The organism is Asaia bogorensis NBRC 16594 (assembly GCF_001547995.1).
Lineage (GTDB): Bacteria > Pseudomonadota > Alphaproteobacteria > Acetobacterales > Acetobacteraceae > Asaia > Asaia bogorensis.
This window is the reverse complement of sequence record NZ_AP014690.1, coordinates 1,660,107-1,673,175: the sequence shown is the minus strand read 5'-3', so window position 1 is coordinate 1,673,175 and position 13,069 is coordinate 1,660,107. Positions and strand designations below refer to the sequence as shown.

Annotated in this window: 7 protein-coding genes; 2 read left to right on the top strand and 5 right to left on the bottom strand. The window is 57.3% G+C overall.

Annotated elements, in window-relative coordinates:
• Positions 1-25 precede the first annotated feature (25 nt).
• The 3 genes from eat to Asbog_RS07330 are packed head-to-tail and all read right to left on the bottom strand — an operon-like array spanning position 26 to position 3,605.
• Positions 26-1,384, bottom strand: a complete 1,359-nt coding sequence (gene eat / locus Asbog_RS07340) for an ethanolamine permease (RefSeq protein WP_062164628.1) — start codon at positions 1,382-1,384, stop codon at positions 26-28.
• Positions 1,381-2,217, bottom strand: coding sequence for an ethanolamine ammonia-lyase subunit EutC (gene eutC, locus Asbog_RS07335; protein WP_083510777.1), 837 nt, complete (start codon positions 2,215-2,217; stop codon positions 1,381-1,383). The genes eat and eutC overlap by 4 nt, the downstream gene beginning before the upstream one ends.
• Entirely contained in the window at positions 2,214-3,605 is a 1,392-nt protein-coding gene (locus Asbog_RS07330) for an ethanolamine ammonia-lyase subunit EutB (RefSeq protein ID WP_062164627.1), read from the bottom strand. The genes eutC and Asbog_RS07330 overlap by 4 nt, the downstream gene beginning before the upstream one ends.
• Before the next feature lie 706 nt (positions 3,606-4,311).
• On the opposite strand from Asbog_RS07330, the gene Asbog_RS07325 reads away from it, so the two are divergent.
• Both Asbog_RS07325 and Asbog_RS07320 read left to right on the top strand, forming a co-directional pair.
• On the top strand, positions 4,312-5,091 hold the full coding sequence (locus tag Asbog_RS07325) for an SDR family oxidoreductase (RefSeq protein WP_269447744.1): 780 nt from the start codon (positions 4,312-4,314) through the stop codon (positions 5,089-5,091).
• Between the two features lie 450 nt (positions 5,092-5,541).
• Positions 5,542-7,296: a hypothetical protein gene (locus tag Asbog_RS07320; RefSeq protein WP_023978765.1), complete on the top strand. Its 1,755-nt coding sequence runs from the start codon at positions 5,542-5,544 to the stop codon at positions 7,294-7,296.
• Between the two features lie 94 nt (positions 7,297-7,390).
• On the opposite strand, the gene Asbog_RS07315 is transcribed toward Asbog_RS07320, so the two are convergent.
• Both Asbog_RS07315 and Asbog_RS07310 read right to left on the bottom strand, forming a co-directional pair.
• Positions 7,391-10,000, bottom strand: a complete 2,610-nt coding sequence (locus Asbog_RS07315) for a TonB-dependent receptor plug domain-containing protein (RefSeq protein WP_062164626.1) — start codon at positions 9,998-10,000, stop codon at positions 7,391-7,393.
• Positions 10,001-10,306: 306 nt separating this feature from the next.
• Entirely contained in the window at positions 10,307-12,730 is a 2,424-nt protein-coding gene (locus Asbog_RS07310) for a TonB-dependent receptor (protein WP_231944534.1), read from the bottom strand.
• Between the last annotated feature and the right edge of the window lie 339 nt (positions 12,731-13,069).

The window sequence follows — 13,069 nt, the reverse complement described above, 5'->3', positions numbered from 1 at the left end:
TTATCATTTGATGTTCCCATATTTGTTATTTCATTACGCTGAGCTTATTGAATATTTTCGTGATATTACAAGCAACAATCACAATAAATACCGATAATACGTAGAACAGAAACAATATAAAATTATAATACGATACTGCAAAGAAGCAGATTGCTGCGCCGGCCAGGGCAATAGCGGGCAGCACGGGATAGAAAGGTGCCTTGTAGCTGCGTTCCATCTGCGGTTCGCGCCAGCGCAGAACAAAGAGACTGATCATGCTCATCCCGTACATGGTGAGCGCGCCAAAGACCGAAAGCGTGACCAATGTGGCTGTCAGGGGTTGCCCCCCAATCGAGACGAGATCATCTGCATAGATGGCGATGATACCGATAAGGCTTCCCGCCATGGTCGCGCGATGCGGTGTGTGAAATCTGGGATGAAGCGTCCCGAGGAAACCAGGCAATATACCGCCACGGGCCAGAGCGAAGATCTGGCGTGCAAATCCCATGATAATACCGTGCAGTGAGGCGACCAGGCCAAACAGTCCCAGCCAGACGAGCATGGAAAGCCACGGGCTGTGAGGGCCGACAACCCGTTTCATGGCCTGGGGCAGCGGGTCGTTGAGATTGGCAAGCGCCTTCCAGTCCCCCGAGCCACCCGCGAAGACCATGACGCCAAAGGCGAGGGCGACCAGCGTCAGCACACCTGCCGTATAGGCCAGCGGTATGGCGCGTCGAGGGTCGCGCGCTTCCTCCGCCGCCATCGCCACCCCCTCAATGGCGAGAAAGAACCATATGGCGAAAGGGATGGCGGCAAACATGCCGCCCATCGCTACAATACCGAAATGAGGCGCACTTCCCCAGCCATCGAGCATGAAATGCGCCCATGAGAATGAGGGCGCAACGACTGCCATGAACACAAGCAGTTCGATGATTGCAGCTATCGTTACGAACAACTCGAAAGTCGCCGCGATGTGAACGCCGACAATATTGAGAATCATGAAAAGTAGATAGGCACCGGTCGCGGCAGCCTTTGGCGGGATGCCGGGAAACTGCACATTGAGATAAGCCCCGATGGCAAGCGCGATGGCGGGTGGCGCAAAGATGAATTCCACCAGTGTGGCGAGACCGGTCAATGTCCCTCCCACTCTGCCAAGGGCACGGTCTGCATAGGCGAACGGGCCGCCAGCGTGCGGGATGGCGCAAGTCAGTTCCGTGAAGCTGAAGATGAACGCAGTGTACATGATCGCCACGAAGGTGGTGGCACCCAAAAAGCCGAGCGTTCCCGCTGTTGCCCAGCCATAGCTCCAGCCAAAATATTCGCCGGAGATCACGAGCCCGACAGCGATGCCCCACAGGTGAAAGGCGCTCAACCTGCGATCGAGTTGCGTCTTTTGGGTACTCATGGAGACTCTTCCCGGCTCTTGTTGATTTGTGTGTGAGGGGCTGAACCCATACGGGCCGCATCTGTTGCCGAAGCCGCAGGCGCACGCTCCTTGAGATCGACGCCACTGAGGCCCAGCCGCTGGGATTCCCGAATGAGCCAGATCAGTTTCAGGCTTGCCTCGGTCACACTCAGCCCGTGGGTGTGGATGTTGGACAGGCAATTACGTCTCGAGTCCGGGCAACCGCGTCTGGGCTCGAAGGTGAAATACACGCCCATACTGTCTGAAACCGAAAGGCCAGGTCGCTCACCGATCAGGACAGCCACCATCCTGGCCCCGAGGCTCTGGGCAATATCATCCCCAAGGGCGACGCGTCCCTGAAGGGCGATGACAGGGGGGGCGATACGCAGATCGGGCATACCGGCAAGGCAGGCATGAAACAGTGCAGGGCCGTAACCCGAAACCGCTCGTGCCGAGAGCCCATCGGCGAGTACGATAGCGAGATCCCATTTGCCCGATTTGAGGCTATCTCGGCTTGCGTCATCGAGTTGTCGACCGAGATCGGGCCGGCGCAGATAAGTCGGCCGATCCTGTGCGGCGCTCGTTACAACGACAGGCACTGCAGGAAGCAGGGCTTGGGAAAGGGCAGGGACATCGAGAGGTGTATGCACCGCGTCCCGTGCCTGGGCATGAGCCGCCTGAAAACCCAGCACGTCGGGCGTCGTCTGAGCATTGCCCGTACGGGCAAGCCCGACACGCGCGCGCGTTTCCCGTCGCAGGACATCCCAAAAGCCGTTATCGCCGTGCTGTGCTGCGGCCTTCTCGCTGGATGTTGATGGCTCGATGCGGGTCATGGTTTCCAGCCAATCATCCCGCGCAGGCGGGTCTCGCCCTCCGGGACGGTAAGCGCGCGCTCGTTCACGGGGTCGTAAAGGCCCATGCGCTCAAGCCACGCCGCGAACTCGGGCGCAGGTTTCAGGCCGAGGAGCGAGCGGGTGGTCAGAATGTCATTGAAGGCGAGGCTCTGATAATTGAGCATCACATCATCGGCGCCTGGGACCCCGATCAGGAACGTGACCCCAGCGGTCCCGAGGAGCAACATCAGGTCATCCATATCATCCTGGTCCGCCTCGGCATGATTGGTATAACAGACGTCACACCCCATGGGCACGCCCAGCAGCTTCGCGCAGAAATGGTCCTCCAGCCCGGCCCGGATAATCTGCTTGCCATCATACAGATATTCAGGGCCGATGAAGCCGACCACTGTGTTGACCAGCAGGGGGCTGAAGGCGCGTGCTACGGCATAGGCCCGTGTCTCGACCGTTTGTTGGTCAATGCCATGATGCGCCCCGGCAGAGAGCGCAGCGCCCTGGCCAGTTTCGAAATACATGACATTTTGGCCAATGCTGCCCCGGTTCAGGCTCTGCGCCGCGTCATGCGCCTGTGTCAGGATATCGAGTGTGACACCGAAGCCTTCATTGGCTTTCTGTGTCCCGGCAATGGACTGGAAAACCAGATCGACCGGACCGCCTTTATTGATGATCTCGATTGTGTTTGTGACATGGGTGAGCACACAGCTCTGTGTCGGGATTTCATAGGTCTGGCGTAGCGTATCAAGCATATCGAGCAGCGCGCAGCCGGTTTCCACATTGTCTGTGGCCGGGTTGATGCCAATCACGGCATCACCACAGCCGTAAAGCAGACCGTCAAATGTCGATATGGCGATGCCCTTGAGGTCGTCAGTCGGGTGATTGGGCTGCAGGCGCGAAGCAAGAACCGATTTCTGCCCGATCGTGTTGCGAAACCGGGTGATGATTTCGATCTTGCGGGCGACGGCAATGAGATCCTGGTTACGCATGATCTTGCTGACGGCTGCCGCCATTTCAGGCGTGAGGCCAGGCGCCAACGCGACAATCTTCGCGGTCGTGGCCTCATGGGAGAGAAGCCAGTCTCTGAACATGCCGACGGTCATGGAGGAAACCGGCGCAAATGCCTGTGCGTCGTGCGTGTCAAGGATGAGCCGCGTCACGTCGTCCAGCTCATACGGGATGAGCGCCTCATTCAGGAAGGCAGACAGGGGCAGATCGGCCAAGGCAATGCGGGCGGCAACGCGCTCGGCTGCGCTATGTGCAGCAAGACCCGCAAGGGTATCGCCTGACCGCATGGGTGAGGCACAGGCCATCAGGTGCTTCAAATCCCTGAAAATAAAGCTCTGTCCACTGAGTGAGGCTTTGTAGCTCAAGATATCGCCCGTTCCATGCCCCCTTCAATGCGAAGAGTTCGATGCTGATCCGAAAGAAATACGATAAATAATCACCAGATTTGTCAATGATAAATATGATTATATACCGATTTCTATGTCTGTTGTTGTTATTTGTAAGAAACTTCGCAATTTATTTCCTGAACTTAGCCCATTCTACGCCAGGCTCGACTCAGGCGATATCCTGCTTTCAGGGCACACGTAAGGAGAGGATATCTTAGATAAGGGATATCATGGCAGGATGTCCGACCTTGCCGGGAGAAGCGTTGCCCATGCTTTTCGCGTCATTCGCGCCGAAGGCGGGTGATATCCGATCCCTGCATCGTACCTTCTGATGCGGTGATACCACTATGCTCAAACTGCAAGTCGTGCGGGTCACGCAGGCCTAGGCTCCGGACTATGTCCTTCGGCAGACTCGCCCATTCGCGCAATGGGCAATTCGCATTCCAAGTCATTGATCCTGAGCGCGTTGCCTCATCAAGGATTCGATGTCTCTGTCGAAAATAGATTTTGGGACCGCTTTTATCCATTTTTCTCAGCGACACGATCATTGTTGAGACGATACATTGTTGTCAGTCACATTATGAAAGAAACGCGCCTGAATTTACTGTGATCGGGTGTGATGAGTGCTTACGCGTTTCGATCAAACGCTCTATATTCTGTGTGATAAATCACATGGAGCGTGATCATGAAGATGGATTTCTCAGCAGCCGATGTCGATCTCGACTTTTCGCTCAAGGGGAAGGTAGCGCTGGTTACGGGTGGCGCATCGGGCATCGGTGCAGCCATTGCAACCGCGTTTATCCGCAAGGGTGCCAGGGTTGCGCTGGTCGATGTCAATTTGGACAACGCAGCCGCCAAAGCTGCCGAGCTGGGTGATGCGGCTGTACCCTTCTCCTGTGATGTCTCCAATCCGGACTCCGTGGCCAAGGCCGTGAAGGACGTGCAGGTGGCGTTTGGCCAGCTTGATATTCTGGTCAATTGTGCGGGTGTCGTGTTCCTTGCACCTGCCGAGACGCTCCCGCTGGATTATTGGGACAAGACGATTGCCATCAACCTCAAGGGTAGCTTTCTTGTTACCCAGACTGTCGGTCAGGCGATGATCATGGCAGGCAAGGGCGGGCGTATCATCAATCTCGCTTCGCAGGCTGGAACAGTCGCGATCGAGGAGCACGTTGCCTACTGCGCCTCTAAATTCGGCGTGATCGGCATGTCCAAGACCTTCGCTGCGGAGTGGGGTAAGTACGGTATTACGGTCAATACGCTTTCCCCGACCGTAGTTATGACCGAGCTCGGCAAGAAGGCCTGGGCGGGTGAGAAAGGCGAAGCCGCCATCAAGCGTATCCCAGCTGGGCGCTTCGCCATTCCCGAGGAAATCGCTGCCGCCGCTGTGTTCCTTGCCTCCTCCGGTGCGGCGATGATCAACGGTGCCGATATCCTGATCGACGGCGGCTATACCATTCTCTGAGTGATATCGGAGCGCTGGCGCAGTTCGTTATGCTGCGCCTGTCGCTCCGTCGCCGGTCATAAGCATGACGCGTCACGCTATGGGGCAGGGCGGGATAGGGTGCCGCTCATCCTTGTCAGTCAGTGGCTCGCCTTGACAACGCGCGGGATGGCGCTGGCGCCGGTACAGACCAGGTAATTGGCCCACCGATATAGACAGGCCTTTTCCTGAGGCTTTAGGCGCGCGCCAAGGAGCGGGATCTGTGTCCCGAAAACCACATATTTTCATACTTTGTCAGGAACCCGCCATGCAACGTCATGTTCGGGAATAGTATTATCATTAAATAACAATGCATTAGCTCTGTTGTCATAGAACTGTCATATGGGAGTCATCAAAGCTTCGCAGGTCATGCGCGGGGCCACCGACTAAGGGAGGCTCACACCCACCGCAGCATCGGAAGATGAACCTGACATGACCTCTCTCCCCCGTGCCTGTCGCCTGCTGCTGGCGTCGGTATCTCTGGCCTCTCTGGCTATTGCGACGCCGGTACGCGCAGCCAGTCTCGATCAGATGACCCTGATGGAGAAGCAGATCAAGGCCATGCAGTCCCAGCTGGCCGACATGAAGCGTGAGCATAATCGCGAGATGAAGCGCATTCATGACCAGCTGGCACAACAGAGACAATCAGAGGAAAACGATCCCTACGGTGCACGTAACGGATATCGTGGCATGCCCGCGCATGGCTCGGGCCAGGCTGCGACGGGTGGTTTCTCCACGGCATCGGCTCCGGGGCCGAACAGCAATGTTCTCCTGCCTCCTGTCAATGCCGCAACCCCGTATGGTCAGCTGACCGGCACGCCAACCGGTCGCGTGACCGATCTCTATGGACCGCTTCATCGTGGTCAGATCCAGATCGGTGGCGTACGCATTACTCTCGGTGGTTATGTCGAGGCCGCGACCATGTTCAGGTCTCGCAACAACGTGTCTGACATCTCGTCCAATTTCGGGTCCATTCCTTTCGCGAACAGCCCGAACTACCATATCAACGAGTTCCATGAATCGGCCCGCCAGAGCCGCCTCGCCGCCCTGGTGGAAGGTGACATCACACGCAACCTCCGCGCACAGGCCTATATCGAAACCGATTTCCAGGGCGCTGGTTCATCGTCCAACTCGCGTCAGTCCAACTCCTATGTTCTTCGTGAGCGCGTCTTCTACGGTCAGTTGATTGATGACGCTGACGAACTGACGCTGCTGGGCGGTCAGAACTGGTCGCTTCTCACCATGTTCAACCACGGCATGCGCGCTCGTGACGAGCAGGTGCCGCTTTCGATCGATGCCCAGTACATCCCGGGCTTCAACTGGACGCGCAATACCCAGATCCGACTGGTCAAGGGCTTCGATCACGGCCGCTATAATATGGGCATCTCGGTCGAGAACCCGCAGCAGGTCATCGCGGTTGGGTCAGGCGGTCAGTATCTTCCCGCCGGTGCAACTTCGGGCACCTATCAGAACGCGGGTGTGAACGTGAACAATCCGTCGACCAACTACTCGACGGATGTGGCGCCAGACATCATCGGCAAGCTCGCGGCTGACCCGGGTTGGGGTCATTACGAGCTGACCGGACTGCTGCGCTTCGCTCATAGCCGTGTCTCCTACACCGGGACGGGCCAGAGCAGCACGAAGCTGGCTGGCGGCGGCGGCGGTGGCCTCATCCTGCCAGTCGAGAAGTCGCACAAGGTGTTCTTCCAGGCTTCTGGCCTTATTGGTACCGGGATCGGGCGTTACGGCACGTCCAATATTCCTGACGTGACTATTGACTCCAAGGGCCAGGTGAAGCCCATGCCAGCGGCCAACGTGCTGGTCGGCCTTTATGGCAATGCCACCAAGGCGTTGCAGCTTTACGCCTATGGTGGCATGGAAATGCTGCGTTCGCGCTCCTATTTCAATGTGGGCGGCAAGCATTACGGTTATGGCAACCCGCTCTACAACGTGGGTGGATGTGATATCGAGGGCGCGGCGTCGAGCGCCTGCCAGACCAGCATCAACCGCGTGGTACAGGGTACGGCCGGTTTCTGGTGGACCTATCTGCATGGCGATTACGGTACGCTGCGTGTTGGTGCCCAGTATTCCTACACCTATGTCACCTCCTTCAGCGGGGTGGGTGGTACGCCGCACACGAACGACAACATGGTGTTCCTCTCGCTGCGTTATCTGCCCTTCCAGTAAGGGCGGAGCCTCGCGAGGATCTTCAACGGAAAAAGCCGGGCGTTTCTGCCCGGCTTTTCTTATGCATCTATGGATGAACCAAGCCGCATGCAGGTCAGAAATCTGCGTTGATGCGCCCGAAATAGTAGCCACCATTGATCGGCACCTGTGCCGAGGCGCTATCGTAAACGAGGACGCCGTAAGAGGCGAGTTGGGCAGGCACCTTGCGGGGACGTATGTTAAAGATGTTGTTGGCCCCGACAGCGACATGCCAGTGCTGATTGAAACGGTAGCCGATCTCGAGATCGGTCAACCAGCGCGGCGTGTTCTTGAACTGGGCAAAGCACACATTCGAACCGCGCAATGCCTTGCCATTGATCGGACAAATGGCGCTGGCCGGTGTCCAGTCCTGATAGGTAAGCATCCCGACCGTCTGACCGTAGCGCGACTGCCGTAGGTTCACGTCCCAGTTGCCCAGCGTGTAATAGGCGTTCAGCACGATCTTGCTGCGGGGTGACTCGCTGGTGAGATAAGCCGTGGTCTGGGCATTGAGCAGAGGCGTGCCGGTGGCCGAAAGACCGTTATGGGTCAGGGTGGTCCGGTTGATGTTGAGGCCCATCGATAGCAGCAGATTGCCGTAGCGATGCATCCTCAGGCGGTAATCAGCCTTGATGTCGATACCCTGGGTGCGTGTGCTCGCCCCATTCGAGAAGTAATAGGCCGAAAACCCCGTCGGGTTTGTCAGGGTCGCGCCACCGGGCAGGGTGTAGCCCAGCTGTTCGATGGCTGCGATGGCCTGTGCCCCGACAACGGTACCGCCCTGCACGATACGATCACGCAGGTTGATCTGATAGACATCCGCCTCGACATGGAAATTATCGAGAGGCTCAAGCACGATTCCACCACTGGCATTGGTTGATCTCTCAGGCTTGAGAGCGCTGGCACCCAGCGTCCTTGCAGCGTCAGACGAGACCGGAAGCAGGCCGGACGCCGAGGTCGGACCCACGCTCAGGGCAGAGTAGTGCTGTTCGGCAAGGGTTGGGGCACGAAATCCGTTGCTGATGGTGGCACGCACGGCGATACGTTTGGTGAAATCATAGCGCGCCGAGATCTTGCCGTTCTCGGTGTTGCCTGCATCGGTATAATGTTCGAAGCGTCCGGCCAGATCGATGTCCAGCTTGGGCAGGGGATGAAAGTCATCATCCAGATAGGCGGCCCAGATATCACGGCTCCAGCTTCCCGCGTTCTGTGGCGCGGCACCGGCATAGCCCTGTGTGCCGCCTGCCTCGTAGGACGGAGGTTCACCCGCCACGATGTCATACATCTCAAGCCTGTGCTGACCGCCGAAGGCGAGAGTCATGGGCACAGCATTGGCGATGCGGAAGCTGCGCCGGAAGTCGAGATTATTGGTCCACATCGCATTGCGATAGGTTTCGGCCCGCGCACTGGTTGGCGAGTACCCGCAGCCCTGCGACGAATAATAGGCCTTGGCCTTGTTGGTGGTCTGGCATGATGACCCCAGCATACCGGTATTGGCGGTGTTCTTGGTGTTGATGTCGTCCTCGTCGGCACCGTATTCGGTGCTCAGATCCCAGTCGAACCCAAAGAAATGACTGCCTCTGATCCCCAGATTGGCCTGATAATCGTTTTCCTCAATGACCTCGATCGGCGAAAATCCTGTGGGGTAAAGAGTGGGAGCGATATTGGGAACGCGGTAATTCTGGATGGACTCAGCGTGACGATGCCCATAGGTAATGAGGCCGTAAAAATCGATGTCGGCTCCGATCGGCTTTCCGAAGTCGATACCCAGATTTTCGCGTGTTTCCTCGGGAGTGCTCAGGATCTTGTTCGAGTTTGTCGGCACCTTGATGGCATTGGGAAGAATACCGTAATAGCCGCTCGTATTGGCCCCCGCTGGCGCGTAGGGCAGCAGGCGGTGGTCGATTGTATTCGTGTAGAAATGATCCGTATGATAGATCTGCCCGCTGAGATGCAGATAGCCGTCGCGGCCGAGTTTGGTCCCGCCATCGGCATTGAGCTGGTAGTTCCACCCGCTGCCGGCATAGGCGTTGGCGCCGGTCTGCGCGGCCATATGCAAGCCATGATCCTGTTTCTTGGTGATGATGTTTACCACGCCCGCGATGGCGTCCGATCCGTATTGCGCTGCGGCACCATCCTGTAGCACCTCGATATGATCGATGGCATTGGCTGGGATCATGTTGAGATCGACGGGTGTCGAGCCGAACTGGGGACCGGGATTCTGGACGACATTGCCCGTGACGTGCCGTCTCTTGCCGTCGACGAGCACCAGAACCTGGTTCGGGTTGAGGCCGCGCATACGGATCGAGCCTGTGAGCGCGGCTGTATCGCTCCCGCGTGCCTGGATATTGATGGCCGGATAAACCCGCGTGATGGCGTCTGTCAGGTTCAGCTGCCCTGAGCGCGCAAGTTCGGCCCCGCTGATGACGGTGATGGGGCTCGTGCTGTCGCGAGCCTTGCGGTTGACCGCATGGGTCCCGGTCACAATGACGGATTCTTCTCCCGAGACAGGCCGGGCACGACGTGCAGGCGCCGTGTGGGGTTTGGTATCGGTCCTGTGGGCTGCCTTTACAGCCTTGACCCGGCTTTGCGTCGGGTGAGTGGCTTGTGAATGAGCCTGCTGGGCTGACGTGACAGCCGTAATGGCTCCCAGAGAGACGGTCAGCAGGGCAAGTCTTTTTTTCATCGAAGTCCTTCCGATCCGTAAAAGCGTGCTTTCTCGTTTCGATATCGAAATAATGTAGACGTGAGAAATCGAGCGGGCGCGCCTGTATATCCCCGGCTTTGTCAGGTGATGTGATGGGCAAGTGGATAGGGCAGGGAATGAGCCTGGCGGGCATCCTGCCGCATATGTCGCGGCAGAGGGCTTTCCGGTTCGACCCATTTCCGTTGATCCATCGAAACGATAAATGTTTTTTTAAAAGAGCGGAAGGGGTGTTTTGATGCGTTTATGCAATAAAATTCATCAGGGATAAGTGGCCTGATCGCAGCTCTAGAAGCCCGATGAGAGTGCCACCACGCCAGCAAAACCGCCACCCACGAAATAGGTCGGCGCCTTGCCAGCAATCATGGTGCCATACACACCGCGTGTGGCACGTCTGTTGAGCGAGACGCCATTAACCCCTGATAGATAACCTGATCGGCCGAGATTGATGAGATTAAGCTGGATCTGGGGCGTTCGGAGGGCATTGAACTGCCTGAACCTGTAACCGAGAGACAGATTGGCGGTCGCGAAAGCCGGTATTTTCTCGTCGTTCATGAAGGTCGAATAGGTGGACCCGACATAGCTACCGTTGAACAGTCCAAAAATCTGCCCGTCATCATAGGATAGTCCTAGCCCGCCGGAGAAAGTGGGGGTTCGTACGGGTGTCTTGCCTTTGGTGGGCAGGTAGTCACTGCCCGAGCGCAGATTATTATCGACGGTCGCGTGGACATATTGCCCCGACAGATAAGGGCTGAAATGGTGATAGGGCTTCATACCGAGCTCAAACTGCGCGCCGCGCGCGGTTTGGCCACCGGCATTGATCGATTCAGTGGTCATGACACCGTTGAGAACGGTCGTGGTTGTGACTTGCCGGTTGGTGAAGTTGTAATTGAAGAGCGCAACCGAGACATTGACCAGCCCGGTATGTCGATAGCCGATCTCCTCACCAATCGAATATTCCGGCCGGATATCCGAGGCTGCCACACGTGTCTGCTGTCCTGTGGAGAGGCTGAAGCGATCCTGATAGCTCGAAATGCCTGAGGGTGCCCGGAACCCTGTGGTCCCATTGACATAAAGCTGATCATGATCGCTCAGGCGCCAAGAGGCTGTGATCTGGGGCAGGGGGGAAACATAGCTCGCCCCGCTACGATAGCGCGCCCCGGGCAGAAGATTGGTCACGTTGCGCGTCACCATGATCACGCGAAGGCCAGCAGAGAGCGTCAGTCTTTGATCGAGCAGCGAGAGCCTGTCAGTCAGCGAGAGCGCGTTGACCTGCTGCATCAGTCGAGCGTCGTAGGACGAGAGGGGCGAACCATCGGCGGCAAGAATAGGGTAACGGCCTGTCTGGCTCGGCACGCCACCCTGCGCATCAGGCAGGACGTAACGCGAGAGACTGGAAAAATCGTAATAGGAATACCAGTAGCCAAGGCTCACGCGGTTGGCCCCTGTGTCGATATGCAGGGCTGTATTCATTCCCGGATGGGACTGCCGGTAAGTGTCTGTCGCCACCGCGGGGATGACGGCCCCCAGTGATGGTGAGACCTGAAGCGGCCCGGCAGGCCGGTTGCCCTGATAGCTGCCAATACGGTTCAGACTGGTTCCGTAACTGTCATACCCCGAGACATAGATAAAATAAGGCGTGATATCGAGCGTGACATGGCGATCGGGGTGTAGTGACAGGGGGGCAGAAACAAAGCTCTGGGCCCGGGCATTCTCCTGAAAGCGATAATAGTTGCTGTCTCCTGCCTTGTAGCTGCCGGTATAGTTGAAATCGGTGCCGTATTGATCCCACTGGGCGAGGGTAGGCGGTCGCAGGTAGAAACCCCTGTCGCGATTGAAGGAAAAAATCAGTGAGGCGCTGTTTCGTGCCCCCCATTCTTTCAGCAGGCGCATATCGGTGTGATAGCGGCGGCCAGCTCCCGAGCCCCGCCACTGATCCGCGCCTCTGTATGAAAACGAGGCAAAACCCTTGATGCCTGTATGGCCGATCCGGCCGCTATCCAGGCGCAGGAATTCACGGTTGAGGTTGAAAGAGCCCCAGGAGCCGCTTGCAAAGCCGTCCGCCTCTTCTGAAGGCTTGCGCATCTTCACAGCGATCTCACCCCCCACCGCGTTGTAAAGCGGCGCGTCTGTACCAGCCGCCCCCTGGGTGAGCGTGATGGATGAGATGTTTTCGTTATCAGCAGTGGCCGAGGTGTAAGGGATTAGAAATAACGGCGGTGCGGCAGGCACATTTTCGAAAAGATAACCGATCTCGGTCTGATCGAGACCGCGCACCGATAGTCCCTGCTGCTCGTCATTCATGCCAAGAGGGTCATTGCCTGAATAAACCACACCCGGAAGGCTGGCTATCATCGCGACAGGAGACAGTGTCGCCGACTGGCGGGCAATGAAATCGCGCGTCAATCCGCTGCGTGAGTGGGGGGCTGTCTGGTTGGGCATCATGCCGCCCCCCGGTGTCGTTCCCGAGGTCCCGTCGGCGTTACTGCGCTGATGACGCACGGTAACCGTTTCATGGCGCTGACCTGCGGCGCGCGTATGGGGGCCGCTATGGCCCGTTCCCGGTTTCCCGACCGTCTCACGTTCTGCGTTCGGTCTTTCGTCCTGGCCCCGGACCGACTCATCTTTTGTCGCGTCAGCCAAAGCAGGATCGGCCAGCGAAACAATGGACCAGAGCAAGGAAGAGGCGAGGAGGCGGGATCGTTTGGACAAGCGATTGTTCCGGGTAGAGCCCTGCCAACGCAGAGGTCAGCATGGGATATCGTGAGAGGCAGATGCGATCGCTTGGTTAAGAAGTCTGACGTTTTGTGTAAAATGATATATTATAACAAAGCATGGATCCGGCGTCGCACGCCCACGGTGAAGCCCGCGCAAAATCTCGCCTCGGCACTGCTGATGGAGTGACGCGAACTGATCGGCCTTTACTTGTATTAATGTCGGATAATTTGAACAGATCCATAAAATCTCTCTCGTTATAAATAGTCAATATTCACAATTCAGTCATACATCCTTATTAACGATCCATGTCAAAACATTGCTGCCATCCATGTG